Genomic DNA, 24,528 nt, shown 5'->3' on the forward strand with positions numbered 1-24,528 from the left:
TTGAAACCGAGAATACGCACGATTCCGAATCTTTGAAATGGACGGGGACCCCTGTTTGACCCAATGACGACCATCATCGACGGCAACGCCGTCGCCGAGGAGATTCGGGCCGACCTTGCCGACGCCATCGACGCACTCGACGAGGCCGGCGTCAAGCCTGGTCTCGCAACCGTGTTGATGAGCGACGACCCCGCGAGCGAGACCTACGTCTCGATGAAACAGCGCGATTGCGAGGAAGTCGGTATCGAGGCGTTCGACTACGAACTCGACCCCGAAACGCCCGCCGACGAACTGTACTCGCTCGTCGACGACCTGAACGCGGACGACGACGTCCACGGTATCCTCGTCCAGATGCCCGTTCCAGACCACGTTGACGACCGGACGGTGCTCCGCCGTATCGACCCCGCAAAAGACGTAGATGGCTTCCACCCGGAGAACGTCGGCCGCCTCGTCGCGGGCGACGCTCGCTTCAAACCCTGTACGCCTCACGGCGTTCAGAAACTCCTCGAAGCGACCGACGTGGAAACCGAGGGCGCGGACGTCGTCGTCGTCGGTCGGTCCGATATCGTCGGCAAGCCGATGGCGAACCTCCTCATCCAGAAGGCCGCAGGCGGCAACGCCACGGTCACAGTCTGTCACTCGCGGACCGAAGACCTCGCCGCCAAGACCCGCGAAGCCGACATCGTCGTCGCCGCCGCGGGCGTTCCCGAACTCGTCACTGGCGACATGCTCTCGGAGGGCGTCGTCGTCATCGACGTGGGCGTCAACCGCATCGATGCGGACAACGAGAAGGGCTACGAACTCGTCGGCGACGTGGACTTCGACTCCGCGAAAGAGAAGGCGAGCGCCATCACGCCCGTTCCCGGCGGCGTCGGCCCGATGACGCGCGCGATGCTCCTCTGGAACACGGTGAAAGCCGCCGCCGAGTCCGAAGACATCGACGTAGACCTCCCGTAATCGAGGACCGACGCGATGGACGCGCTCTCGACGGCCGGGATTGACGGGGAGGTGGCCCGGGACGAAGACGGCGTCATCAGACGCCGAAACAGCCACGACCTCGACGCCGAGTCGTTCGAGCGCGCCCGCACTCGCATCCGCGACGGACTCGACTGGGGCGTCGGCGCACTCTGCGAGCGGGACGGGGCGGTCCTTCTCGTCAGACAGGACGAGCAGTGGCTCCTCCCGGGTGGCGGCGTCGAACCCGGCGAGACGAAGCGCGAAGCGCTGGTCCGTGAACTCGACGAGGAGACGGGGCTTGACGCCGCGGTCGGGGCGCTCCGCGTCGTCACAGCACAGACGTTCCGCCACGGTGGCGAGGCGGTCGCGTTTCAGTTCGCTATCTACGAGGCCACCGTCGAAGGCGACCTCACCGCCGACCCCGGACTCGAAGACGAGTCGATAACCGAGGTCTCGTGGTTCGAGACACTTCCCGAAGACACGCTCGACCGGCCGCTACTTCAGTTCCTTCGCGGGTGCTGAGGTCGGCACAGACCGTCCTAACCGCGCCGAACTGGTCTCGTTCCCTACTTCGGTCCTCTCCCGCCGAATCGGCTCTCGCACCTCAATCGACTTCCCCGCTGAACCGGTTCTCCGTCCAGAACGGTGTTCATCCTTGCTTCGGCTCTCCTTCCAGAACCGCTTTTCGCGTCGCTTCGGCTCTCCCTCACTACCCCATGTTTCCCTCCTTCGTCTTCGACTGCGCCGGTGCCGCGACCGCAGTTATTCGTGCGTCGCCACCAACAGTCGCTCACCGTCGCGGCGGACGCAAAACCGCGCACCGGCGTCCACGTCGAAGCTATGCGCTTCGCGCTTCGAAATGAGGAGTTGTGAGAAGTCGTCGCCGCAGGCGGGGCAGGCCACGCCATCACGGTTCTCGACGAGCATGGTCTCGCCGTCGTCGCGGAGCATCTTGACGCGGTGTCGGACCTCGTGGATGTCGAACCCAGCAGTCATCGTCGGCGAACGGTCGTCGGAGGCCAAAAACGTTCTGTGACTCGAAGCGCCGGGGGTGACTGCCGTGGGCGGCCGGGCGGGTCAGAAGAGCGCCGCGAGCCGGTCGTCGGCCAACGCGAGCGCGTCGAGGTCGTCGTCGGACAGGGCCGCGTAGATGTCACGGGTCGCGTTGACGAGGGTTTCCGACTCCGAAAGCGAAATCGCACCGTCAAGCGCCTCGACTCGCTTGAGGTGGTTCGAGAGCGTTTCGAGCGTCGTTCGCGCGTTCGGGTCCGGATTGTCGTCGAGCCACGTCGAAAGGTCGCGCCGGTAGGCGTCGATTGCCTCGGCGTAGGCGAGGCCGCGGGCGTCAGTCAGCGAATCGGGCACCTCTCCGGGAGCGGGGCGGTCGCCCTCGTCGGCACCGCGGAGCAACCCGAGGACGTAGAGTTGTTCGTCGTCGCTGGGGCGGTTCGACCGCGCGACGACATCCACCGCGTGGAGGAGTTCGTGAGCCGCAAGCGACGTGTCGTCGAGCGGGAGGAGTTCGCCGCCTTGGATGTAGCCGACCTTGCGAATGTAGTCTCTGAGGTCGGATTTCAACGCCGGAGCGGCATCCCGAATCGTCCCGTCGCCGACGGCCGACCGATGACTCGAAAGGTCGAGTTCGGCCTGCATGGCGGTGTGCCGCGCTCTGTCGCCCACGCCGACGCTCCGCAGACTCCCGCAGTGGGGACACGATATGCTCCCCGTCTCGTAGTACGACCACTGCCGACCGCACTCCTTGCACTCGCGCTCGCCGCGTATCTCCATAGGTGTGGGTTCGCTCCGCCCGCGCAAAAACGCGGCGACGCGCGGTGGGTCGAGAGGTGAGGGGCAGAAACCATTCGCGCACCGACACGAATGTCCGGGCTACATACGTCCGGCGTCCCAGTGGCGACGTATGCGCAGTGAATCGGAGGTCCGAGAGCAGTACGAGTTCCTGAAAGAGGAACTCGAATCCGAAGAGATGCGACACGAAGGCGTTCGGAAACTCATGACTCACTACAGACGAGCGCTCGGTTGGGTGCTCGAAGAAGAACACATGTGATCGGAAAGCGGGTGACTAGACGGAGCTGTAGATTTCGAACGCGAAGAATTCGAGCGACAGCACATCAGTAAGCCGTACATTCAATTCTATTGTCAATGGTTGACACTCGTCGTTATCTTTAAGTAAAATCGAACGATAGCTGATAGTGACGCTTCGCTTTGGAGGGCCGAAGCGTCAGCGGGGACCAATTCAGGGCGGCACGCCGTGCCGGAGATTTCCGGCACGGCCTGCTTTCCTTCTACGAGGGAGCTACACTTGGAGTTGCGATGCCGTCGATTCGATTCGAATCACGGTGTTGGCTCGAATCGTAGTTCGAATGTGATACGAACATCGTCGGTAGACGCATCACCGTCGCGTTCGACGTTCACCGCGAGACTCACCGTTCGAGAACGTCGAGTTCGACCGTCCGCCCGTCACCGTGAACTGCAACTCGCCCGTTTCGAGTCGGTCTAGCGCATCGCGGAGATACGCGGCAACACCGGCCCACTGGTCCCGAATTTTAGTTTCGAACAGACGACCAATGCCCATTGATAGCAATACTTGGTTGTGGGGTATAAGTATCACGAGCCGTCCAGCCGTGAACATATCCGGTAGACGAAACGGTTGTTACTGAAAAATAGTAAATCGAATAACATAATTCGAGGAGCGTTATTCCGGGACTCAAAGCGTTTTGAACCGGGAATATCCGGTCCATGCCGACATGTTTATCTGAATTAGACAATAACATACATTTCGAATTTACCGATGTACGACCTGACAGGATTCCAGCGAGACCTACTGTACGTTATCGCCGGTCTCGAAGAGCCACACGGCCTCGCTATCAAAGAAGAACTCGAAGCGTACTACGAAAAGGAGATTCACCACGGACGTCTCTACCCGAACCTCGACACCCTCGTCGAAAAGGGTCTCGTGGACAAGGGCCAGCGCGACCGTCGGACCAACTACTACACGCTCACGCGTCGCGGCCGCCGCGAAATCAAAGCCCGCGACGAGTGGGAAGCGGAGTACATTCCGGAGGACTTCGAAGCCTGAGAGAATTAGCCGTCGAGACCGGTATCAGAGGACGAACGGGAGTCTCGACCTGATCTCGTCTCGTCGCGGTCAGTGAACGTGTCGGAGGCCTCGAGGTCGTCATCCGCTGGCCGGTCTGTTCTCTCTTCTCCGTCTTGTGCGTCTGCCGTCGGTGAGGGCGATGTCTCCTCACCGACCGGTCTGTCGATGAGGTGCACCGGGTCAACCATATACGGACGAATCGGCTTCCCCGCCAGCAACTCGGGGAGGACGAGTCTGGCGAAGTTCACGATAAGGATGAGAATCATCGGCATGAGGAAGATGCCGTACCATCCAAACATCAGCGGACCAAAGGTGTAGGCAATCATCACGGCTCCGACGTGGAGGCTCCGACCGGAGACGTACGGTCTGAGCACGAGGTCGGGAATCGTGTCCACGATGACAAACGAGACGGCGGCAAAGAGGAAGACGAACCACATCCCTGGCGGGTTCGCAACCGCGGCTTCGATTCCCATGTAACCCGTCACGGGGATGTAGACGAGTTTCATCCCGACGACGGGAATCAGGCTGGCGACACCGGCGAGTAGGCCGACGAGGGCCGGTGCCGGAATCTCGACCCCAGCGGGGGCGAGCACGTTCAAAAGCGAATAGGCGATGACGCCAATCGTCCCGGTGAGCACGGCGTTCAGGATGTTCCCGAAGAAGATGTTGTTGAAGTCGCGGTCAACGGCGCGCACGTACGCTTCGAGGATACCGTGGTCGTCGCCGAACATCGACCGACTCCAACGGCTGAGCCGGTGGTCGTCGCGGAGGAGGTAGAACGCGAACGCAATCATGACGAAGAGATGAATCGCGCCGACGCCGAGGAAGGCGAAGGTGTCGGCGGCGATGGTGAGCGAATCGAACACGGAACTGAGCGTTCCCGGTGTCAGAAGCGACTCGAAGTCGTACTCCAAGAGCGCCTGCGGACTGGCGATGCGTTCGATTAGGTCCGGGTCGATACCGTACGCGGCGAGGTCGAACGCGCCGTTATCGACCGCAATCCGGTCGGCGAACTTGACAAACTCCCGGAGCGCAATCGTCGTCGCATAAATGACGAGACCGAGCGCTGGAAGCGCGAGTGCGAACAGTGCCACCGCGGCGGCGAGACTCGGCGGGTGAACCCGACGGCGGATTCGGCGGTAAATCGGCCGCGTCGCGTAGTAGATAAAGAGACCGAAGACGAACGTCCCGATAAACGAGTAGACGACGTAGGTGAACGCGCCCGCGAGAACCAAGGCGAGCGTCCACCACATCGCACGGGAACGTCGAATATCACGGAGAGCCATACAGGACACGAACGGGGAAACGGGAAAAGACTATCGAGCGTTCGACACGTCCGGATACCTTCCCGTCAGGTTTTGCCGTCGTTGGAGAGGTATCGCCGACGAGACCAGCAGACGAAACCGCGACTTCACAGATATTTCACTATTAATAACGAATATCTTAACACATGGGTCTTCGTACCGAGGCGCATGGACCGAGAGACGGCGGAACCCCGCGTCGATAGCATGCCCGGAAAACGGGCCAACGAGTGGGTGGAGTACCACCACGAACACGCCGCACCGAGTACCTACGTCTACGATTTCGTCTGGGACATAACCGCCGACGCCGAGGGTCCCTTCTGTACCGACGTTGACGGCAACGTCCTCCTCGATTTTACGAGTCACGTCGCCGCCGCACCGCTCGGGTACAACAACCCGAAGGTTATGGACCGGATGTCGGAGTTCGACCTCGTTGACCCGACGAAAATCGCCGGGCAAGATTTCTACGCAAGCGACGGTTCCGCGCCGGGCGACGAGTCGATTCCGGGTTCCGCCGCACTCATGGACAAGTTGACGGACGTCACGAGTCACTACGGCATGGACACCGTCTTCCTCTCGAACTCCGGCGCAGAGGCCGTCGAAAACGCCATCAAAATTGCTTACGACAACTCCGGCGGCGCGAAATACGGTATCACCTTCGAAGGCGCGTTCCACGGCCGCACTCTCGGTGCGCTCTCGCTCAATCGCTCGAAATCGGTCTACCGTCGCAAGTATCCGGAGATTTCGGGCATCATCGACGTCCCGTTTTGCGACGACCGCTCGTGTTCCGCCGAGTCGTGTTCCTGCGGTTTCTTCGGCGGTTCCGACCCGAACGTCTCGAAACTCCGGCAGAAGCTCGACCCCAAGACGGGCCACGTCGATGCCGACGACGTCGCCTACGTCATCGTCGAACCCATCCAAGGCGAAGGCGGCTATCGCTTCCCCTCCGACGCGTTCGCCGACGAACTCGCATCCGTCGTCGAGGAGTACGACCTGACGCTCATCGCCGACGAGATTCAGTCCGGCGTGGGTCGAACCGGTGAGATGTGGGGCGCGGACCACTATCCGATGGAACCCGACGTTATCACCGGCGCGAAGGGGCTTCGTGTCGGCGCGACCATCTCGAAATCCGATATCTTCCCCGAAGAGAAGTCGCGGCTCTCTTCGACGTGGGGCGCGGGCGACATCATCTCCTCGATGCAGGGCGTGTTCACTCTCGAAGCAATCGAGGACTACGACCTCCTCGACAACGCCGTCGCTCGCGGCCGACAGTTCAAAGAGACGATGCGCGACGACGCGCCGGAGACCGTCACCGACGTTCGCGGGAAGGGACTTCTCCTCGCCGTCGAATTCGACAGTAAAGAACGGCGCGACGGCGTGCAGGAAGCCGCGCTCAAACGCGGTCTACTCACTCTCGCGTGCGGATACAAGGTCCTCCGAATCCTCCCGCCGCTCGACGTCACCGAGCGCGAAATCGACATCGGCGCGAACATGCTCCTCGACGCTATCGAGGACGTATCGTAAGGCGATTCGTACGCCGAGACGCTCTCCGGTTTGCGGCTCCCGACGACGCGCGTTACGAGCCGTCGATAATCGTCTCGTAAACGGAACCAAGTTCGTTCATCTGCCCCGCGCTGACGAGGTAGTACGTCGTCGCTTCCACGCGGTTCAGCCACATCGGGTGTGTCCCGTCAGCCATCTCGATACCGACTTCGCCGGAGTGAATCAAAGACGCCGCCTGCTGAGCGAGGACACCCGCGAACGGCGAGTCGTACTTCGCTCTGACTGACCGGAACCGACTGACTGCACGTCGCTTCGCTCGGAAGGTCCGCCCGGAATCGTAGTCGGTGTCGCCCGGTGAAACGTCGAGTTCGTCGAGTGCGAATTCGTGGGCGCGTCTGTTGAGCAGTGCGCTGGCCGTCTCGACGACTCGCTGGACGGTGTGGCCGTGGTGCGGGCCGTCGGAGTCGTAGCCAATCCGGTAGTCCGTGTCGAAACACATCCAGAAGAGTTCCCAGCGGGCCGCGCCAAGCGGTGTCTGATGGTCGAAACCGCGTTCTCCTTCGATTCGTTCGCGCACGTCACTGCGCGTCGGGAGCGACTCTATCTGCTCGGTGAGTGTCGAATGCGCGTCGTCGAGCGTCTCCGCGTACGAGCGCGTCTCGTCGCCGAGGTTCTCGCGGTACAGGTCGCGGTAGTAGCGCGCGTTGGCGAGGTACTGTTCCGCTTGGAGGTGTGACGACCACGTGTTGGCGACATCTTGCGGGGAGTAGTCGTCTGCACCGGCAGTTCCCCCGGTGAAGACGCCATCGCGGTGTGAGTTCAACCGGGCGAACGCGAGGTCCCGCTCGACGAAGTAGAGATACGCGAGGTCGGTCGCCGGGTCGGAAACCTCGTAGGAGGCGACCGAATCGAGAACGGCCCGTGCGTCGGCCCGGAGTCGGTCTCCGCGTTCGACCACCGCCTCCGGGTCGGTCTCGCCGAGGGTGACTTTCGCGGCACCGAGGGCCTCGCCTGCGAACGACAGCCCGTAAAGAGCGTCGAACAGTCGGTCGCGCGGTTCCGACTCGGATTTCGCCGTCTCCAGCCAACCGCCGGAGGGGTCGTCGCCGTTGAGACGAAATTCCATCTCGTCGGACACCGAATCGAGGTCGATTCGACTCCTGAGCGTCCGGACCTGTTCTACGGTTCGTTCGAGTCGCGCAACCGCGTCGTCGGCGTGTTCGTCGGACACCTCGGGCCGCCAGACGTGTTTCGGTGGTTCGGGATAGACGGCGAGGAGTTTGTCCGTCACCACGTCGGGAAACCACGTCGGCGCGAACCACCCGGTACCGACGAGTCCGGCACCGAGCACTGTCGCCCCACCGGTGAGGAGACGGCGGCGTGAGAGAGGGCTATCGGGAACCATACGCAGACTATCCGTATCGGCAGTTACAAACGTGTTGTTTTCCTGTCTATTGGATCAGGTCCAGCGGTCCAGCCCCGTCTGGACGACAGCGTCTTCGATGCGTTCGAAACCGCGTCGAACTTCGTCGGGGTCAATCTCCCACGTTTCGGTGACGAACTCGCGGGCGGCGTCCACGTCGGGTTCGATGTCGGTGTCGTAGTCGTAGTCGTCGGTAACCGGCGGGTCTACGAAGAATTCGCGCACGCGGTCGGCGTTGGGGATGCTTTCGCCGCGGGCTTCGAGAACGCTCCAGAGGTCGCCGTGTTTCTTGACCTCCTTGACGGCCGTCTTCGGGCCGACGCCGGTAATACCTTCGTTGAAGTCGGTGCCGCAGAGCATGGCGATATCGATGAGTTGCTCCCACGAGATATCGTGTTTCGCCAGCGTGGCGTCGAGGTCCATCAGTTCCGGGTTGCCTTTGCTCGTGAGTTGTCGGAGAGTGTACGGCGCGCCGAACAGGAGCGTGTCGTAGTCCTCGCTTCCGACGTAGTCGGCGTCGCCCTTGTGGGCCATGTAGGACGCCTGTGCCTCGCCCTCTGCGGGGGCTTCGACCACTGGTACGTCGAGCAGGCGGAGCAGGTCACGGCTCGTGTCCTGAATCGTCTGTGTGAGCCGTTGTGTCCGGGCTTCCATCCGGGCGGCTTCGGCCGCATCACCGGCTTCGCGGGCCGCTTCGAGACGTTCTTCGGCCTTCTCGCGCTGTTCGCGTCGCTTTGCCACCTCGTCGTCTTTCATGTCCGTGACGCCGCCGTCGAAGACGAAGACGGGCGTCAGGTCGTGTTCGAAGAATTTGGGTAGCCCTTGGACGATGCCGACGAGATTAGCGACTTCCTCGCCCTCGCTCGTCGTGTAGGTCTCCGAACTCGTCCACTTGACCGTCGTCGTGAGATAGCGATAGAGCCAGTTGTGCGCGTCAACGGCGACGACGCTTCCCCCGACCTCGTCGAACGACACCTCCGAGAGCGCGGCGAGCGTCCGCAAGTCTGCGTTTCCCATTTGCTCAGCTTTCGAGACGCGGGGCTTTCAATCGTCCGAGTGCGCGTCGTCTGCGAACGACGGCTCGAACGCTTCGCAGTTAGGTGCCCCCGTCTCCTCGCGTGCGGCGAGAAAGTCGCGTTCCGCGTCGTCGAGGTCGCGGCCGCGGCCGCGGTAGCGGTCGAGTCCCGACTGGTACGTCTCCCGCGACACCGACGCCGGCGCGCCCGCCGGACGTTCCAAAACCAACTCGGCGACGCCCGTCTCGCGGCCGGTGAACCCGAATCCGGCCTTGTGGCACGCCTCGTACGCAAAGGGGTTGTTGGTGGCGATTCGAACCGTCTCGAAGCCGCGTTCGGCGGCGGGTTCGCAGGTTCGCTGGAGCAGGTAGGGACCGAGTCCCTCGCCCTGCCGGTCGGCTCTGACGGTGACGTATCTGAGCCAGAGCGTCGAGGGGTCAGTTCGGTCCGCGTTGAACGCGACTGCCGCGACCACGTCCTCTGCGAGCGGAGGAAGCGAGTCCGGCCCGCCGGACGGTGCGGGTCGGTCGTCGTCGAGCGGCGGACGCGATGCGTCTGGGTCGCGGATGACGGCTTTGCCCGTCTGTGCGGTGACGAACTTTCCCGCGTAGGCGAACCGGCGGTAATCGAGGCGGAGACGCGGCCCCTCGTCCGGCCATCCGAAGAGGTCGAACTCCATGCGTGAAAGCGAGACCGCCGCGCGCAAGAACCTTCTCCGACGAGACCGTCGAACCGACCATGCACGGCGCTGGCGACGTTCGGTTCTTCGACCGGTTCGCTCCGCTCTACGACCTCGTGATGCCCCCCGCCGAAGCCGGTGCACTCGCAGACGCTCTCGCCCGCGCCGACCGTCCCGTCAAGCGCGTCGTTGACATCGGCGGTGGCTCCGGAAGAGCGACGCTCGCACTCGACGTTCCGGAGCGAATCGTCCTCGACCGCTCCAGTGGGATGCTCACCCGAGCGCGAACTCGCGGTCTTGACTGCGTTCGCGGCGACGCCCGCGCGCTTCCCTTCGGCGACGACACCCTAGACGCAGTGACTGTCGTCGATGCGTTCCACCACATGCCGAATCAACGAACCGTCGCGGCGGAAGTCTATCGCGCGCTCGCACCCGGTGGCGTCTTCGCCATCAGCGAGTTCGACCCGGACACCCTTCTCGGACGCGGGTTGGTCGCCGCCGAGCGAGTCGTCGGCTTCGGGTCGTCGTTTGCGACGCCCGCCGAGTTGACGCGCTTTCTCGAACGCGTCGGCTTCGAGGCGGCGGTCGTCGAGTCGGGGTTCGAATACACGGTGGTCGGAAAAAAGCGGGAGAGCCATTAGGGGGGCGACGAATCCACGCGTATGGCAACCTCGACGTCCTTCCTTGAGGAGCGACTCGATGCCGGGGCGTTACCGCTCGCCGTGGGCGACCTCCTCGCCATCTTCCTCCTCGTGACCATTGGCGTGATTAACCATAACGGGGTCCCATACCTCTCGAATGAACCAGTAGGATGGGTACTCACAGCCGTACCGTTTCTCATCTCGTGGGCAATCGTCTCGCCGCTCCTTGGTGCGTACTCGCCGGGCGCGGCGGAGTCAGCGAAGTCGGCCGTCCCGCTGGCGATTCGCGCGTGGATTCTCGCGGCCGTCCTCGGTGCGGTGATTCGATGGACGCCGCTCTTCGAAGGCGGTGCAGACCCGGTTTTCATCGGCGTGATGCTGGTCTTCGGAACGGCCGCCATCAGCGTGTGGCGCACCATCTACTTCCGCATCGTCTGAAACCGTCCGTCCGAACAATCGTCTTCTCGGCCAGCCTGCCTCACGCGGGCGTCGGCCGTCGCCGCAACAACGTTACACCGAGGAGCGTCGCGGCCGCGGCGAACCCCGCGAGCACGGTAAAGAGCGCCGTCGAGTCCGCAACCGCGAGGACGTAGCCGGCGATTGCGCCGCCGAGCGCGCCCACACCGAAGACGCCGAGGTAGGTAAAGCCGTAGGAGAGCCCGCGTAATCCGGCGGGCGTGTACTCGGCGACGGTCGCCTGATAGAACGGCTGGACCATGAACAAAAAGAAGCCGAGGAGCGCACAGATTGCGAGAAGCGGGCCGACACCGAGACTCGCAATCGGGAGGAACGCGACGGCTACGAGCGCGAGCGCGCCGAAACCGACCACCAGACCGCGTTCGGTTCGGATGCGGTCCGTGAGCTTGCCGCCGACGTACTGCCCGAGGACGCCGATAGTGAGGAGACCGGCGTAGACGTACAGTTCCACGTCGAGCGTCGGCGTCGCGGTCGCCGAATCCGACCCGGGAACGAGCGCGGCCGGGAGGACAGACGAGATTGGGACGGGTTCGATGCCGATGACGCTCCCGAGAAGGTCCGGCAGAAACGTCGTGACGCCGCGGTAGTAGAGACCCGAGAACATCACGAGTGCGAAGACGAGTGCGAATCCGCCGGCGAAGAGATGCTTCGACTGCGAGACGAATTCGCCGAGAGAGGAGACGCCGGTGCCGGCCTTGTCGCCGGTGGTCTCGTCGTGTTCGCCGCGTTCGTCTCCGCCGTCGGCCGCCGCGACGGCCGCCTGTTCTTCGAAGTCGGCGCGAGTGGCGAACGCGGCCGCGACGAGCGCCGGAACCGCGAGGACGCCGGCGACGACGTGCCAATCGAAAAAAAGCAGGAGAAGCGCCGTCAGAAACGGTCCGAAGCCGATACCGAGGTTCCCGGCGATGCCGTGGTAGGCGAATCCCGTGCCCCGCGCTTCGACGCCGGTGCTGATGAGCCGAAGTCCGGCGGGGTGGTACACGCTCGCCGCCGCACCCCAGAGGACGAGCGCGAGGGCGACGACGACGAGGTTTGGTGCCGCCGCGAGGAGGACGAACGACCCGGCCATACCGAGGAGGCACCCGACGATGAGGCGCTTCGACCCGACGCGGTCCACGAGGACGCCGCCGGGGAGCGCGCCTAACCCGAACAAGGCGAATCCGAGACCGACCATCAATCCGAGCGACGCAGTCGTGACCGGAATCGACGTGAGACCGAGGTCGATGACGGTGTACTCGTGCAGCCACAGCGCGACGAAGATGGGAATCGAAAGCTCGTACGTGTGGACCATTCCGTGGGCGAGCATCACCAGTGCGACGATGGAGCGGTCGTTTCGATTCACGTCTGCGAGCACGTCGCCGACGGGGATAATCGTGTGGAGTCCCGGCAGATGACGCACGCCGCTAATGGTCCGATTAATGCGACCGGAAAACACCATATGCAACCTCGAAACGGAACCGAAATGAACAGTCGGTCGTTCGATGTGCCGCTGTCTGGTGATTATGTACTCATAAGTTATGAGAATGTGCTCAGAAAGCCACCACAAGAATATCAGTCATCTATGGAAAAGAACTATACCACTTACACACGTATATTAATATGTATTATGACCGGATACTACGACTACATTCTCGGACTTATCCCGCTCGCACTCATTGGCATCACTGGCTCCCTCGTCGTGGTCGGGTTGCAACTGGCCATGGCGGTGCCGATGGCCGCGGGCGTGGCCGCACTTCTCACCGGTCACGCGCTCTTCGTGAACGGTCCGTCCTCGACCCCGATTCAGCTCGAAGAACGCACACACTCCGGTCCCGCAGACGCGACTTCTCCTTCGGTCCTCGACGCCGACTAATCTCGAACGCACTCCCGACAGGCCGGTTCCGCGGCCCGCAGGGTTTTGACCGACGGCGCCGTTTCGCTAACCATGACAGAGTCGTTGTTCCTCACGAGCGACGAGGTTAGCGGATTGGCGACGCCCGCCGAGTACGTCGATGCAGTCCGCGAGGGCTACAGACAGCGCGGTGAGGGCGCGCCCGCCGAGCCGCGAACCAAGCTTTTCAACGGCGACCCGCCGGGCATGTTCACCACCTACGCCGCGGTTCTCCCCGAGACAGGTGCGATGGGTGGCTACATGTACTCCGCCGGGTTCGGTGCGGAGGACGCGTGGTTCATGACGCCGCTTTTCGACGCCGAGTCGGGCGAACCGCTCGCGCTTCTCGACGGTGCGAGCATGAATCCCTTCAAGACCGGCGCGGCCGGCGGTGTCGCCGTCGATGCGCTCGCCCGCGACGACGCCACGACGGTCGCGCTCATCGGAAGCGGCGCGCAGGCCCGCGGACAACTCCGCGCCACCGCCGCCGTCCGCGACCTCGATACCGTGTGGGTCTACTCCCCGACGAAAGAAAGCCGCGAGCAGTTCGCCGGCGAGATGGACCGCGTGCTCGACGCGAGCGTCGCCGCCGTCGCCTCTAGCGCCGCGGCTGTCGAAGACGCGGATATCGTCGTGACGGCGACGACCGCCGCGGAACCGGTGTTCGATGGCGACCTGCTCGAACCCGGCGCGCACGTCACCGCGATGGGCCAGTACCACCCCGAAAAACGCGAACTCGACACGACGACCATCGAACGCGCGACGTACGTTCCCGACCTGCGCGAGCGCGCGACGATGGACGCCGGGTCGTTCCTCGCCGCGATGAACGCGGGCATTGTGGACGAAGACCACATCCACGCCGAACTCGGCGAGGTCGTCGCCGGCGTCGCCTCGGGCCGCGAAGACGACGACGAAATCACGGTGTTCGACAGCGGCGGCACCGGTATCGAAACCGTCGCATCGGCGTACATGCTCTACGAGAAGGCCCGCGAAGGCGACCTCGGAACGACCATCGGCTTCGCGCCGGCGAGCGAGGCACTGACCGGCGAATAGCCCGCTCGGTGGTACGCGCCCACCTGCGGGTAACGTCACTCAGGCGGCACGTACTTGCGGGATGGAAAACGTCTTTTAAACCACGTTTCAAACGTCGGCTGACTATGCACACACCGGACGGATTTCTGCACCCGTGGATGGCGGCGTTGTTCATCATCGCGTCGATTGGCGTGCTCGCCTTCGGCACTCGAAAGATTCGCGGGACGGTCACACCGCGTCAGACCCAGTTGTTCGGGATGGTCACAGCGAGCATCTTCGCCGCGCAGATGCTCAACTGGCCGCTTCCCGGCGGCGTGAGCGCGCACTTCGTCGGCGGCGCGCTCGCGGCTATCGTCCTCGGACCGCACCTCGGAGCGCTCTCTGTCGCGCTCGTCGTCGCGGTGCAGGCACTCGTCTTCGGTGACGGCGGCGTCCTCGCGCTCGGCGCGAACGTCTGGAACATGGCCATCGTACAGGTCTACGGCGGCTACGCGGTCTACCGAGTCGTTTCCGAGTACAACGAAACCGGCGCAATCGTACTCGCTGGCTGGGCGAGTATCACCCTCGCCGCGCTCTCGGCGGGCATCCAACTCGGTCTGTCGCCCGCGTTCGGCTCCGAGCTGATTTCGGTCGTGACGGTCATGGCCGGCGGACACGCCGTGCTCGGCGTCGGCGAAGCACTGCTCACACTCCTCGGCGTCCACCTCGTCGCACGATTCGACGCGGCCGACGCCGAATCCGTCGAGGGAGGCGTCGTCGCGTGAGCACCGAGCGTCACACAACCGACGGTTGGGACGGACAGGCGCTCGCCGGTCTCGGTGCACTCGTCGTCGCCGCGCCGGTGTTCGCGTGGGCGGCGGCCCAAGTCGGCTACGCCGAACCGCTCGACGTCGCGGCCGAGATGACCGGCGCGTCGGCGTCGGCGCTCTCGCTTCACGCGGGTCTCTTCCCGGACTACACGGTCCCCGGTCTCGACCCGTACGTCGGGACGTTCGTCTCGGCGCTCGTCGGGACGCTCCTGTGTCTCGGCGTCGCACTGCGAATCGGGTCGGCACTGGAGTAAGCAGTCGTCCGAGCACAACTCGACCGACTTTTTGACTCGTTGTCCCGCGGCGTCACAGCGTGAGTTTCGATACGGACTCGAAACGACTCAGCGCGCGCGGAAACGCCGCTAACACCGGTAGTGCGCACATCACTGGAACGAGAATACCGAGCCAGAACGCGCCGAATTCGACCTGTACCGCAGAGCCGAGCAGTGCCGTACCGCCGACGACGAGGCTGTAGTACGCAGAGCGGATCGGAAGCGTCGGGAGGTGTCCCGGTCGGGGCCACGCGCCGGTCCGGAAGTACTCCCCTCTGAAGGTTCCGACCGCGAGGGCGCTCACCGTAAGCGACGTTAGCCCCGACAGCGACACCGCTTCCGGGGGTGTCGCCGCCAAGAGGAACCACAGCGTCGGAATCACGAGAACCGACACTTCCCACGCGGCGAAAAACACCTGGTCGAGCCACCGGTCGATTCGCTCGATAGATTTCGAGAGCACATCACCACCCACGGCCGAAAGACGGTCTCGCGGGTCTAAACCGTTATTCAGGGCGGAATGAACGTCTGGCCGCCTCTTTTGTCGGTCGGTGGCGGCGTCTGTGTTAGCGTCCGAATTTGCGTTGGTGTTAGCGTCCGAATCTGTGTCAACGTTCTCGTCTACGTCAGCGTCACGTCCGCACCTGCGTCAGCGTCGCATCAGTTCTGAGGGACCGGTTCTGGAGTGCGGTTTCGAGGTATCGGTTCCGTGTCGAGCGTACTCGGTACGGTCTACAGAAGAAACAAGCGAGTGCCTCGGGGCCGTACGGAAATCTTCGATTTCCGTGATGACGAGCGACCGGAGGTCTCTCGAACCACTTGACTCCGAGGCGGTTTACTGGAGCCGGTAGCGGAGAATCGCCGCGATGCCGCCGAGGTTTTTCAACTGCTCGCCGGGTTGGAACTCGGCGGAGAAGACCGTCACTTCGCCGCCTTTCTGTTCGACGGAGTCGATGATGTCGTTTACGTCGATGTCCCAGTCGCCGTCGCCTTGTCGCTCCGCGCGAAGCCGGGAGTCGAGGAGGAGGAGTTGCTCGATGGCACCGAACTCGGCCGCTTCTGCGACCTGTTCGACGCCGTAGGCCGCCTTCGCGCCGGTCGAGATGTTCTCCGTGAGTTCGTCGATGAGGTTGGCTTCCTCGGCGATACGGGTCTGTTTCTGTACGTCGTCAACCGCGCCGCGTTTGAGCACTTCGTGGACGCCGCGGTCGCCGACACCGGCGGTATCGACGGTCGTGACGATGTTCTCGGCGACTTCGCTGTAGTTGTTCTCGAAGTAGTCCAGCGCGTCGTTTTTCGTAAAGCCGGGACCGGCGAGGATGATGGCGTCTACTTCGAGGTGTGAGAGGGCAGCGCCGAGTTCGTCGAACAACTCGGAGCGCGGGCGGGCGTACTCGCCCTTCCCGGTCGGTTTCGTGAGCGACGCGTACTCCTCGGTGCCGTACTGGGCGACCGTGTGGATGTAGGCCGCGCCCTCTTCGACCGTGGCGATAGCCACGTCGGGGTTTTCGGCGGCCTGTTCGGCCGTCTCGATGCGGTCGATTTGGTCGGCTTTGAAATGCTTCTCGATGGTTATCTCGGCGCGCTCTTCGACGTTGAGCGTGTGGTGGTGGCCGAGTTGGTCTTCGCGGGAACACGAGACGATGACGCCGCCGACGCGGAGTCGGTTGGCAAAGCGGGCGAACTCGATATCATCGACTTCGATAGTGACGTGGAGGTGTTCGCGCTCGCCGCCGGTATCTCGCATCTGGTCGTCGTCGCGTTGGATGCGGCGGGTGGTGTCGCCGGAGACCAAATCACCCGGTTCGAGGACGTACGAGAGGTGCCAGAGGTCGTCAACGTTCTCGGGGACGAGCGTGATTCGCTCGCGTCCCTCCTCGCCTCGACCGCGGCTCGAAATGCGCATGTACGTCCGGTCGTCGCGGAACAGAAAAGAGTCCTGCTATCGCGGTTACGGCTCCGAGGCGCGGCCGAGACCGGCGGCGTAACCCCGTCCCCACAAGTAGACCGACGCCACTCTCGCGTAAAAGAGGATGAAAAACCCGACGAGGAGGATAGAAAGCAGGTTCCCGATGCTACCGATGACTATCGTGACGACAGCGGCGAGTGCCCACCCGATTGCGTACTCTCTCGTGAACGCGCCTTTGAGAATCGTCCGGACGTGGAACCCAGCGCCGAAGTAACCCTTAATGGCAAAGTTCGCTCCGGCGGCGGGAACCACATAGGAGACGAACAGTCCGAGGACGAAGACGAAGGCGAAGCCACCGATACCGACGAGACCAAGCCCGACGTTCGTCGCTTGGGTGGCCGCAGATGCGGACTGCGGTATCGATTCGAGAGCGGCCGAACCGAAGCCGAGGGCCACGGGGAGACTGAACAGTGGAACTAGGACGACGAGACTCCAGACGAACAGGATGGCGAGCAGTTTCAGGCCGTCAACGACGAGTCCACCCCAATTTGTGAACGACGGCGCATCTGTCGCCCCGTTCGCGGCGGCCTGCATAGCCCGGACGTAGTATCCCTCAAGGAGTGCGGTCGTGACCAGCAACAGCGGTATCGACAGGAGAAATACGAACGGAACGAGAGCGGAGAGGACGACGAGAACCGACGAGGCGATGACGAGGATACCACCGATTACGGTCGTCGCAAACCAGTCGTCGCTCCGTTTGAGAAACCACAACGCGTCGGAGAGCATAACGAACAGCTATCGCTCCGCGAGCGGTTTAGATATTCCGTCGAAAATTCGGATTTCGAGTGACAGGTTAGACGGCCGGCTGTTCGCCCGGCGTCTGTCCTTCGTCCATCATCTCGATGTCGTGGAGTTCGCCCCACGTCTTGCCGATGATGTAGTACGCGGCGATAGCGGCGTAGAACGTCACGAACGGGCCGAGCAGGAAGCTGGCCAACTGTCCCAACAGGGGGATGACGTTCAGCACGCTGAGGACGAGCGACGCCGCGAACAGGACGGCGAAGGCCATGAGCCACGCAGTCGCGTACTTTCCGGACAGCAGGATGGGGCGGAGCGTCCCGATGTCGAAGGCCGCACCCATGCGGTCGGTCTCGGCGTAGTTCGACAGCGCCGCCGGGATGACGTAGGCGGCGAAGAGGCCGAGAACGGACGCGACCAGGATACCGACGAGCGTGACGACGCCGCCGAAGATACCCGCCGTATCTGAGCCGCCGCCGGCAACGATGCCGACGATACCCGCGAAGCCGAACACCGCGGCGATGAGCGCCGGAATGAGGCTATACACGAACGCGATTGCGAAGCCTTTCAACCCGTCGATGGTCATGTCGCCCCAGTCGTCGAACACCGGAGGTTCCTCGTCTCCCTTCATGGTCGCACGAACGACCCGAAGGAGATAGCCGATGACGAGGAACACCGGAATGACGAACACGCCCAACAGACTCAGTACACCACCGATAAGGACTGTCTTTACCCAGTCCTCACTGTTTCTTGGATAGTTGATTGATTCTGAAAGCATTGGAATCACCGAGCGCAGTCACCCAATCACACGGCATCGAGCCGACCAACCGGTTGTGAATGTCACCCACGCTCGGCCAAACATTACGTCGAGAAAGTATATAATGTTGTACCCGTCTCAACAGAATAACTGAGGATTAATCAAAAATCGGGGTTTCAGCGCCTGGTACGGGTTTATTCGTCCACAATATCGCTCCCACCGGGTGGGAGGAACTCCTGAATCTGGTCCGCGGATGCAATTTTTCTGACGAACGATTTGTCGGCAAAGCGTTCTCGGAGTCTGCGATAACACAGTTTTGCGGCGTCGTTCTGAGCGTATCGGCCGGGAGTGAGCGTCAACGTCGTCTCCGCGCGCGACTCGATAGCCGACGGCGGGCCGCCGATGACTCGCGTCTCGTCTTCGCACTGGATGCCGACCGCGACTTTGGCGGGCACGTCTTCGAAATATCGCCGGTCGCCGCGGATGACGAAACTTCCTTTGTCGATGTACTCGCCGGATTCGGGCGTCTTCGACACCTGCGAGGGTTCGACCATGTAGGCGTCGTCGGCGAAGCGGCCTTCCTTCCAGATAGACGAGTACGCGACCGCGAACTGCGCGGCTTCCCGAAGCGTCTCCTCAGAGAAATCGACCTTCTGTGCGGGTTCGCTCGGACCCGTCGCTTTCAGGAGCGTGACCGGGCCGCCGTGGGCCTGCGTGTGGAAAAAGCGGTCGTGTTTGCTCATGTACTTTTTCACCAACTCCTCGTTTTGGTCGGCGTTGCGGCCGCCGACGACGAGATAGCCACTGGACGTGTAGAACCAACGGAACCGCTCGAACCAGTGTTCGGTCGATTTGACCGGCACGGATTCGAGCGAGAGCCAATCGGTCTCTTCTGGTTCGTCGTCCTCGTCGGCGTCGCCCCCGCCGTCGTCCGCCTCCCACTCGTCGCGGCGGCGCTTTGCCGCCTCCAGTTCCTCGCGGGTGTCTTCGATGGCCGCGAGCGCACCCTCTTTTTTCTCTTGGATGCGCTTTGCCTCCGTGTAGAGTCGGTCGGCGTTCTTTTCGACACCCATCGACACGTCGAGGGTGACGCTCGTGCCGTCGAGTTCGACGGTGACCGTCCCGTTCGCGCTATCGACGTTCGTGACGGCCTCTGCCGCAGGGATGCCTTGGTCCGCGCCTTCGTCGAGCGTGACGGCAATCTCGTCCCACGGAACTCCCTGTTCGCGGGCGTCGCGGACCGTCGAAAGCACGTCGTCAGCGAGGTCGTAGTTGGCATAGAGGAGTTCAGCGCGCTCGCGCTCTTCGTCTGCTTGCTGATCGAACCCCTCGATTGCCTGTTCTTGCTGTTCGATGATGCGTTCTTGCTTGGCTATTTGTTCCTCGAAGTCGGGACGATTCGAGGTCGCTTCCTGTTCGTCCGCGGTTAAATCGAGGCGGAAGAAGTACTCGTCGAGCGCCTCGTTGAACGTCTCGTAGGCCTCCTCGTCGAGACCGGCGTTCTGATGTTCCTGTAACGGGAACGGCGTCACGTCCACGACTTCGCCGTCGTCAGCGAGGTAGAGACGCGGATCGAACTCGCCGGAACGAACCTGCTGGCGAAGGTTGACGATGGCGTCGTAGATGGCGTCGTAGTCGTCTTCAGTGGCGTCTTCGATGTCGAGCGTTTTCTCGACCCCGGCGCGGGTACACAACTCCTCTGCGTACAGGCCGCCGAGGTTCAGTTGGGTTGCGATGGTGCGCACGACGTCGGTATCCGACTGCTCCATGTGACGGCCGAGCGCGTCTCTGCTGATGGTAAGTGGGTCGAGTCGAGAGGATGGATACTCGTACTGCGACCCGGGTGCGACGGTCCGCGATTTGAGGCGGACTGTCTCCAGACTGCGGACGACTTCGCCCGTCTCGTCGAGGATTGCGATGTTACCCTGACCGAACAGTTCGACGACGATTTTCGTGTTCTCGTCGCCGCGTTCGAAGGTGAACGTCAGAATACGGTCGAACTCGTACTGTTCGACTCCGGCGAAATCGGCCCCGCTGAGCCGGTTTCGAAGCATCATCGCAAAGTTCGGCGGGCGACCGGGGGCGTCCGGAACGTGCTCCTGTGCGGCGAGGTGTGCGCGCTTGATGTCGCCGACTTCCAAGAGGAGTTCGAGACGGCCGCGGTCGAAGTCCCGCATCTTGAGGCGAAGCAGGTCGTCGCCGTAGAGGTACGCCTTATCGACTTTCGCGCCCTCGTACCGATTCATCTCGGTGACGAGAGCCGCGAGATCGACGCTCGTGAGTTCCCGCTTCGGGTCCATGAACTGGCTTTTTCGCGGCGGACGAAAAGGGGTATCGTTTCTGTGGGTCGCCGTCCCGGGGACGTTTCTGCGACTTGCCGTGTCGGGGGAAGATACTTGTCGCACAGCTAGAATTACAATCACAAATGAAATCCCGCTCCGCCGTTCTCGCCTTCCTTCTCGTCGTCGCTATGCTTCCGGCCGCGACGACAGCGACGATGGGAAGTCCCCCGCCCCAAACCGCCTGTATCGTCTGTGGAACCGAATTCGAGTACGTCGCAGACGCCGCCGGCGTCAACCTCACCGTCGAGTCGAGCGAGATGCACGTCCGAATAGACGACGACGGCGTCGGTCACTGGACGGCCCGCGTGACGGTAGACGACGCGGCCGCGACGACCTTCCGCGAGAATCCCGACCTGCTCGATACCGTCGTCCGGCAGACGTTCGAAGAGCGTCGCGGACTCGTAGATGACCCCCACGACCTCGATAGCCGACTCGTCGGTGAGACGGTCGTCGTGACGTTCACCGTCCCCGAGATGGCCTCGGACGGCGTCGGTGACGTGCTTCTCGTAGACTACTTCAACGACCCGACCGGCACGCGGCACGTCTACGTCGAGGCAGACCGGTTCGTCGTCACCGGTCCCGAGGGGTCCGCTCTCCTCAACGACCCGCCGGGGACGACGACCAACGAGACGGCGGCGATGTGGAGCGACGACGGACAGTACATCTCCACAATCGACAGTCAGACGTACCTCACGTTCGGTCCCGATGGGGGGCTTACGGGCACGGCCGCGGCCTACGCGAGCATCGCCGTCGATTCGGGACCGAATCTGCTCTCGGACCTCGCTTGGGCCGCGTTCGTACCGACGCTCATGCTGGTAAACGGTATTCTCCTCATTCAGTACGTCAACCGCCGCGTCGGCGATAGTCGAGGGTCGCGGCGTCGATTCGGGACGGTCGTCGGTGCTCTCGGCATCATCTGGTCGCTTTGTCTCGTCGCGCTCAGAATGTTCTCGGGCGGTATCAGCGTCATGGCGTGGGTGTTCGGCCTGCAACTCGTCGGCTTCGGGTTGGTCGCGGTGAAACGGCCGGGTCTCATCGACTTCCGGCGACTCGTCGCCGCGGCAGTCGGACCGCCGGTCGTCGCCGCCGTTGGCGTCTCGGTCGTGACTGCCCCGTCGGTTCCGTGGAACGTTCCGAGCGCCCTCGCACTCGGGACGGCAATCGTCCTGTTTCTGCCGCTCGGGTACGGTGCGCGGCGCGACACCGAGACGCGACCGCTGGCGCTCGCCATCGCCTCGTCACCGGTCGTGTTCACCATCCCGGCGCTCCCGCTCGGCGGGTGGGGACCGGGATTCATGGCACTCTTGCTTGTCGTGTGGGGATGCCTCGCGCTCGCAACCGGCGCGCTCGTGTATCGACTCGGGTGGACCCTGGCTGGATGGGTTCCGGACGAAACGCCACCGACTGACGATGCGACGAGCGCGTGAATCGGGGGAAGCGAGGTGAACCGCTGAACCAGCCGAGTCGGTACCGCCTCCGCAACCATCAGGTACTCGCCCGTCGAATCTCCGCGCATGACCGACTCCGAAGTTCGCGTCGTCGCCACCGATGACGAGCGCGAGGACGCGTTTGCCGTCCGAAAAGCCGTGTTCGTCCGCGAACAGGGCGTTGACGAGGAATTGGAGTGGGACGAGTACGACGATGCCGATTCGTCGGCCGTCCACTTCGTCGGCTACCGCGACGGTGAGGCGGTCGGTGCGGCCCGACTACGCGAGTACGAACCCGACGTCGGCAAAGTCGAACGCGTCGCGGTTCTCGAATCCGTCCGTAGCGAAGGGTGGGGAAGAAGACTGATGGCCGCCCTCGAATCGGAAGCCAACGAACGCGGATTCGACCGGCTCGTGCTTCACGGGCAAACCTCCGCCGAGGGATTCTACCACGAGTTGGGCTACGAGACGACGAGCGACGTGTTCGACGAAGCGGGCATTCCGCACGTCGAGATGGAAAAACGCCTCTGAGTTCGACCGAAAACCAGCGGACGGAAGTACGCCGATCCGTGGTTTTGCTCGCCGAAAATGAAAACTCAAGGACAAATTCCGGCGTGTGGTAGAAAATCAAATGAGATAATCGGCAGAATACCTATATACGACTCCTCATACGTCCTTCGGCCATGCTCAACGCGCTCTCGTCACTCGTCGTGGGGGCAGTGACCAGTTCGGAGACACAGCAAACCGCGGACGGGTCGTCAGCGATGGCCGCCAAGCCGATGTTGGACGCGCTTCCGATGCCCGCGTTCGCACTCGACGACGAGGGAACCGTCATCGAGTGGAACAAGACGGCGACCGCGATGTTCGAAATCTCGCGCGACGAAATTCTCGGGCTTTCGGAGCCGGAGGCGGCCAAACTCGTTACGTACGAAGACGACGGCGAAGCCAAGACGCTCGCCGGAAAGGTCCACGAGAACCCGCGGAACGCGGACAGTCGCTACGATGTCGAGCGGCGAGACCTTCCCGCGGGACCCGTCTACATCGACGAACGCGCACTCGTCAACGCCGGCGGCAAGACGGTGTACCTCTCGTTCAAGGTGATTCCCGTCTTCGACGCCGACGGCGACCTCGAAGCAGTCGTCGAAATCGTCCAAGACCAAAGCGAAGAGAGGCGACGGCGCGACGCGCTTCATACCCTCGTCTCCGAGGTGACGGCGACGCTCGAAGCGCTCGCCGACGGTGACCTCGACAGACGAGTCAGCTACGACGCCAGCGTAACCGAGCACGTTGACGACGAACTGCTCGACATCCTCGACGCGGTAGACGAGACCGCGTCGTGCTTCGAACAGGTCGTCGAAGAGATGGAAGCCCACGCGTCCGACCTCGCTTCGTTCGTCGATACGGCGGATGCCGCCGCCGAGGAGATTTCCGACCAGACGACCGAACAGCAGACCGAACTCGCGTCGGTCAGAAACGAGATGGAGTCGTTCAGCGCGACGATGGAAGAGGTCGCGGCGAGTTCGACGGAGGTCGCAAACGCCTCGTCGCGCGCCCGCGACAACATCCAGTCGTCGCTCGAATCGACGAAAGAGACACAGACGGTTACGGACGAGGTGAAACACCGAAGCGAGAACCTCGTCGATACCGTCGCGGACCTCGAAGACGAGATGGTCGAAATCGAAGAGGTCGCCGCCGTTATCTCCGATATCGCAGACCGGACGAACATCCTCGCGCTCAACGCGAACATCGAGGCGGCGCGGGCGGGCGAGGCGGGCGAAGGCTTCGCCGTCGTCGCCGGCGAGGTGAAATCGCTCGCCGACGAGACGCAGTCTCACACCGAGCGAATTTCAGAGCGAATCAACGCCATCCAAGAGCGGGCGACGAAGACCGTTGACCTCGTAGAACAGACGCACTCAGACGTTATCGACGCCGACGATGCCATGTCGGAGACTGTCAGTTCGCTGACCGAGGCGACCGCAGACGTGGCGGAAGCGGCGGACGGAATCACCGAACTCTCGCGTGCGAGCGACGATCAGGCCGACACCGTCGAAGCCGTCGCCGCGACCATCGAAGACGTAAACCGCGGTGCAGAAGAGATTTCGGCCGTCTCCGAGACGGTCGTTGAGGTGACAGAAGAACAACGCGTGGCTGCCACTGCTCTCGACCAGAGTCTCGAATACTTCGACACGGAGTAAGTCGG

General features: G+C 62.9%; 26 protein-coding genes. 14 read left to right on the forward strand and 12 right to left on the reverse strand.

The annotated features are described in order from the left end of the window. Positions 1-63 precede the first annotated feature (63 nt). Both folD and C440_RS11460 read left to right on the forward strand, forming a co-directional pair. Complete coding sequence (gene folD / locus C440_RS11455) at positions 64-957, forward strand: bifunctional methylenetetrahydrofolate dehydrogenase/methenyltetrahydrofolate cyclohydrolase FolD (protein ID WP_008320642.1); 894 nt, start codon at positions 64-66, stop codon at positions 955-957. Positions 958-972: 15 nt separating this feature from the next. Further along, positions 973-1,479: an NUDIX domain-containing protein gene (locus tag C440_RS11460; protein WP_008320643.1), complete on the forward strand. Its 507-nt coding sequence runs from the start codon at positions 973-975 to the stop codon at positions 1,477-1,479. 240 nt (positions 1,480-1,719) lie between these two features. On the opposite strand, the gene C440_RS11465 is transcribed toward C440_RS11460, so the two are convergent. Continuing rightward, positions 1,720-1,953, reverse strand: a complete 234-nt coding sequence (locus C440_RS11465; RefSeq protein WP_049915742.1) for a DUF7385 family protein — start codon at positions 1,951-1,953, stop codon at positions 1,720-1,722. Between the two features lie 81 nt (positions 1,954-2,034). Continuing rightward, a complete protein-coding gene (locus C440_RS11470; protein ID WP_049915744.1) occupies positions 2,035-2,745 on the reverse strand; it encodes a DUF7117 family protein in 711 nt (236 codons plus the stop codon). 130 nt (positions 2,746-2,875) lie between these two features. Between C440_RS11470 and C440_RS17805 the strand changes: the two genes are divergently transcribed. Next, positions 2,876-3,022 carry a hypothetical protein gene (locus C440_RS17805; protein WP_004060365.1) on the forward strand — a complete coding sequence of 49 codons (147 nt, stop codon included), beginning with the start codon at positions 2,876-2,878 and terminating at the stop codon, positions 3,020-3,022. Between the two features lie 744 nt (positions 3,023-3,766). After that, a complete protein-coding gene (locus C440_RS11480) occupies positions 3,767-4,054 on the forward strand; it encodes a PadR family transcriptional regulator (RefSeq protein ID WP_008320647.1) in 288 nt (95 codons plus the stop codon). 5 nt (positions 4,055-4,059) lie between these two features. On the opposite strand, the gene C440_RS11485 is transcribed toward C440_RS11480, so the two are convergent. Continuing rightward, a complete protein-coding gene (locus tag C440_RS11485; protein WP_008320648.1) occupies positions 4,060-5,328 on the reverse strand; it encodes an AI-2E family transporter in 1,269 nt (422 codons plus the stop codon). Positions 5,329-5,547: 219 nt separating this feature from the next. Here C440_RS11485 and C440_RS11490 point away from each other — a divergent pair, with 219 nt between their 5' ends. Then, positions 5,548-6,900, forward strand: a complete 1,353-nt coding sequence (locus C440_RS11490) for an aminotransferase class III-fold pyridoxal phosphate-dependent enzyme (protein ID WP_008320649.1) — start codon at positions 5,548-5,550, stop codon at positions 6,898-6,900. A gap of 52 nt (positions 6,901-6,952) precedes the next feature. Here C440_RS11490 and C440_RS11495 read toward each other — a convergent pair whose 3' ends face one another. From C440_RS11495 to C440_RS11505, 3 genes are read right to left on the reverse strand one after another with little or no spacing between them, the layout of a single operon-like run. Next, positions 6,953-8,284, reverse strand: a complete 1,332-nt coding sequence (locus tag C440_RS11495; RefSeq protein WP_008320651.1) for a hypothetical protein — start codon at positions 8,282-8,284, stop codon at positions 6,953-6,955. Between the two features lie 54 nt (positions 8,285-8,338). Further along, positions 8,339-9,319: a flap endonuclease-1 gene (gene fen, locus C440_RS11500; protein ID WP_008320652.1), complete on the reverse strand. Its 981-nt coding sequence runs from the start codon at positions 9,317-9,319 to the stop codon at positions 8,339-8,341. Positions 9,320-9,346: 27 nt separating this feature from the next. Beyond that, a complete protein-coding gene (locus tag C440_RS11505) occupies positions 9,347-9,997 on the reverse strand; it encodes a GNAT family N-acetyltransferase (RefSeq protein WP_008320653.1) in 651 nt (216 codons plus the stop codon). Positions 9,998-10,056: 59 nt separating this feature from the next. On the opposite strand from C440_RS11505, the gene C440_RS11510 reads away from it, so the two are divergent. Both C440_RS11510 and C440_RS11515 read left to right on the forward strand, forming a co-directional pair. Beyond that, entirely contained in the window at positions 10,057-10,638 is a 582-nt protein-coding gene (locus C440_RS11510; RefSeq protein ID WP_049915765.1) for a class I SAM-dependent methyltransferase, read from the forward strand. Between the two features lie 21 nt (positions 10,639-10,659). Next, a complete protein-coding gene (locus C440_RS11515; RefSeq protein WP_008320655.1) occupies positions 10,660-11,076 on the forward strand; it encodes a DUF3054 domain-containing protein in 417 nt (138 codons plus the stop codon). A 40-nt stretch (positions 11,077-11,116) separates the two neighbouring features. Here C440_RS11515 and C440_RS11520 read toward each other — a convergent pair whose 3' ends face one another. Continuing rightward, a complete protein-coding gene (locus C440_RS11520; protein WP_193788404.1) occupies positions 11,117-12,484 on the reverse strand; it encodes an MFS transporter in 1,368 nt (455 codons plus the stop codon). 237 nt (positions 12,485-12,721) lie between these two features. Here C440_RS11520 and C440_RS11525 point away from each other — a divergent pair, with 237 nt between their 5' ends. The 4 genes from C440_RS11525 (at position 12,722) to C440_RS17935 (ending at position 15,080) form a co-directional block, all read left to right on the forward strand. Then, on the forward strand, positions 12,722-12,967 hold the full coding sequence (locus C440_RS11525) for a hypothetical protein (RefSeq protein ID WP_008320657.1): 246 nt from the start codon (positions 12,722-12,724) through the stop codon (positions 12,965-12,967). Positions 12,968-13,039: 72 nt separating this feature from the next. Then, the gene (locus C440_RS11530) at positions 13,040-14,038 is read left to right on the forward strand and encodes an ornithine cyclodeaminase family protein (RefSeq protein ID WP_008320658.1); all 999 of its coding nucleotides are present in this window, start codon (positions 13,040-13,042) and stop codon (positions 14,036-14,038) included. Between the two features lie 104 nt (positions 14,039-14,142). Further along, entirely contained in the window at positions 14,143-14,781 is a 639-nt protein-coding gene (locus C440_RS11535; protein ID WP_049915747.1) for an energy-coupling factor ABC transporter permease, read from the forward strand. Continuing rightward, a complete protein-coding gene (locus C440_RS17935; RefSeq protein ID WP_008320660.1) occupies positions 14,778-15,080 on the forward strand; it encodes a PDGLE domain-containing protein in 303 nt (100 codons plus the stop codon). Before C440_RS11535 ends, C440_RS17935 begins: the two co-directional genes overlap by 4 nt. 52 nt (positions 15,081-15,132) lie before the next feature. On the opposite strand, the gene C440_RS11545 is transcribed toward C440_RS17935, so the two are convergent. The 5 genes from C440_RS11545 to rqcH all read right to left on the reverse strand — a co-directional run bounded on the left by C440_RS11545 (position 15,133) and on the right by rqcH (position 20,859). Beyond that, positions 15,133-15,570 (reverse strand): hypothetical protein, encoded by a 438-nt coding sequence (locus C440_RS11545; protein ID WP_241432037.1) that lies wholly within the window; start codon positions 15,568-15,570, stop codon positions 15,133-15,135. Positions 15,571-15,930: 360 nt separating this feature from the next. Then, positions 15,931-17,001, reverse strand: coding sequence for an mRNA surveillance protein pelota (locus C440_RS11550; RefSeq protein ID WP_008320662.1), 1,071 nt, complete (start codon positions 16,999-17,001; stop codon positions 15,931-15,933). A 45-nt stretch (positions 17,002-17,046) separates the two neighbouring features. Continuing rightward, the gene (locus C440_RS11555) at positions 17,047-17,790 is read right to left on the reverse strand and encodes a DUF4013 domain-containing protein (protein ID WP_008320663.1); all 744 of its coding nucleotides are present in this window, start codon (positions 17,788-17,790) and stop codon (positions 17,047-17,049) included. A 67-nt stretch (positions 17,791-17,857) separates the two neighbouring features. Beyond that, positions 17,858-18,580 (reverse strand): DUF4013 domain-containing protein, encoded by a 723-nt coding sequence (locus C440_RS11560; RefSeq protein ID WP_049915748.1) that lies wholly within the window; start codon positions 18,578-18,580, stop codon positions 17,858-17,860. Positions 18,581-18,753: 173 nt separating this feature from the next. Next, positions 18,754-20,859: a ribosome rescue protein RqcH gene (rqcH, locus tag C440_RS11565; protein WP_008320665.1), complete on the reverse strand. Its 2,106-nt coding sequence runs from the start codon at positions 20,857-20,859 to the stop codon at positions 18,754-18,756. Positions 20,860-20,984: 125 nt separating this feature from the next. On the opposite strand from rqcH, the gene C440_RS18245 reads away from it, so the two are divergent. The 3 genes from C440_RS18245 (at position 20,985) to C440_RS11580 (ending at position 24,523) form a co-directional block, all read left to right on the forward strand. Next, positions 20,985-22,328: a hypothetical protein gene (locus tag C440_RS18245; protein ID WP_008320666.1), complete on the forward strand. Its 1,344-nt coding sequence runs from the start codon at positions 20,985-20,987 to the stop codon at positions 22,326-22,328. 87 nt (positions 22,329-22,415) lie between these two features. Then, positions 22,416-22,859 (forward strand): GNAT family N-acetyltransferase, encoded by a 444-nt coding sequence (locus C440_RS11575; RefSeq protein ID WP_008320667.1) that lies wholly within the window; start codon positions 22,416-22,418, stop codon positions 22,857-22,859. Positions 22,860-23,011: 152 nt separating this feature from the next. Beyond that, positions 23,012-24,523 (forward strand): methyl-accepting chemotaxis protein, encoded by a 1,512-nt coding sequence (locus C440_RS11580; RefSeq protein WP_008320668.1) that lies wholly within the window; start codon positions 23,012-23,014, stop codon positions 24,521-24,523. Positions 24,524-24,528 lie beyond the last annotated feature (5 nt).

It is taken from the genome of Haloferax mucosum ATCC BAA-1512 (genome assembly GCF_000337815.1).
GTDB lineage: Archaea > Halobacteriota > Halobacteria > Halobacteriales > Haloferacaceae > Haloferax > Haloferax mucosum.

Coding starts and splice junctions, on each gene's coding strand:
- folD (WP_008320642.1), top strand. CDS start 64: ATGACGACCATCATCGACGGCAACGCCGTCGCCGAGGAGATTCGGGCC.
- C440_RS11460 (WP_008320643.1), top strand. CDS start 973: ATGGACGCGCTCTCGACGGCCGGGATTGACGGGGAGGTGGCCCGGGAC.
- C440_RS11465 (WP_049915742.1), bottom strand. CDS start 1,953: ATGACTGCTGGGTTCGACATCCACGAGGTCCGACACCGCGTCAAGATG.
- C440_RS11470 (WP_049915744.1), bottom strand. CDS start 2,745: ATGGAGATACGCGGCGAGCGCGAGTGCAAGGAGTGCGGTCGGCAGTGG.
- C440_RS17805 (WP_004060365.1), top strand. CDS start 2,876: ATGCGCAGTGAATCGGAGGTCCGAGAGCAGTACGAGTTCCTGAAAGAG.
- C440_RS11480 (WP_008320647.1), top strand. CDS start 3,767: ATGTACGACCTGACAGGATTCCAGCGAGACCTACTGTACGTTATCGCC.
- C440_RS11485 (WP_008320648.1), bottom strand. CDS start 5,328: ATGTGGTGGACGCTCGCCTTGGTTCTCGCGGGCGCGTTCACCTACGTC.
- C440_RS11490 (WP_008320649.1), top strand. CDS start 5,548: ATGGACCGAGAGACGGCGGAACCCCGCGTCGATAGCATGCCCGGAAAA.
- C440_RS11495 (WP_008320651.1), bottom strand. CDS start 8,284: ATGGTTCCCGATAGCCCTCTCTCACGCCGCCGTCTCCTCACCGGTGGG.
- fen (WP_008320652.1), bottom strand. CDS start 9,319: ATGGGAAACGCAGACTTGCGGACGCTCGCCGCGCTCTCGGAGGTGTCG.
- C440_RS11505 (WP_008320653.1), bottom strand. CDS start 9,997: ATGGAGTTCGACCTCTTCGGATGGCCGGACGAGGGGCCGCGTCTCCGC.
- C440_RS11510 (WP_049915765.1), top strand. CDS start 10,057: ATGCACGGCGCTGGCGACGTTCGGTTCTTCGACCGGTTCGCTCCGCTC.
- C440_RS11515 (WP_008320655.1), top strand. CDS start 10,660: ATGGCAACCTCGACGTCCTTCCTTGAGGAGCGACTCGATGCCGGGGCG.
- C440_RS11525 (WP_008320657.1), top strand. CDS start 12,722: ATGACCGGATACTACGACTACATTCTCGGACTTATCCCGCTCGCACTC.
- C440_RS11530 (WP_008320658.1), top strand. CDS start 13,040: ATGACAGAGTCGTTGTTCCTCACGAGCGACGAGGTTAGCGGATTGGCG.
- C440_RS11535 (WP_049915747.1), top strand. CDS start 14,143: ATGCACACACCGGACGGATTTCTGCACCCGTGGATGGCGGCGTTGTTC.
- C440_RS11550 (WP_008320662.1), bottom strand. CDS start 17,001: ATGCGCATTTCGAGCCGCGGTCGAGGCGAGGAGGGACGCGAGCGAATC.
- C440_RS11555 (WP_008320663.1), bottom strand. CDS start 17,790: ATGCTCTCCGACGCGTTGTGGTTTCTCAAACGGAGCGACGACTGGTTT.
- C440_RS11560 (WP_049915748.1), bottom strand. CDS start 18,580: ATGCTTTCAGAATCAATCAACTATCCAAGAAACAGTGAGGACTGGGTA.
- rqcH (WP_008320665.1), bottom strand. CDS start 20,859: ATGGACCCGAAGCGGGAACTCACGAGCGTCGATCTCGCGGCTCTCGTC.
- C440_RS18245 (WP_008320666.1), top strand. CDS start 20,985: ATGAAATCCCGCTCCGCCGTTCTCGCCTTCCTTCTCGTCGTCGCTATG.
- C440_RS11575 (WP_008320667.1), top strand. CDS start 22,416: ATGACCGACTCCGAAGTTCGCGTCGTCGCCACCGATGACGAGCGCGAG.
- C440_RS11580 (WP_008320668.1), top strand. CDS start 23,012: ATGCTCAACGCGCTCTCGTCACTCGTCGTGGGGGCAGTGACCAGTTCG.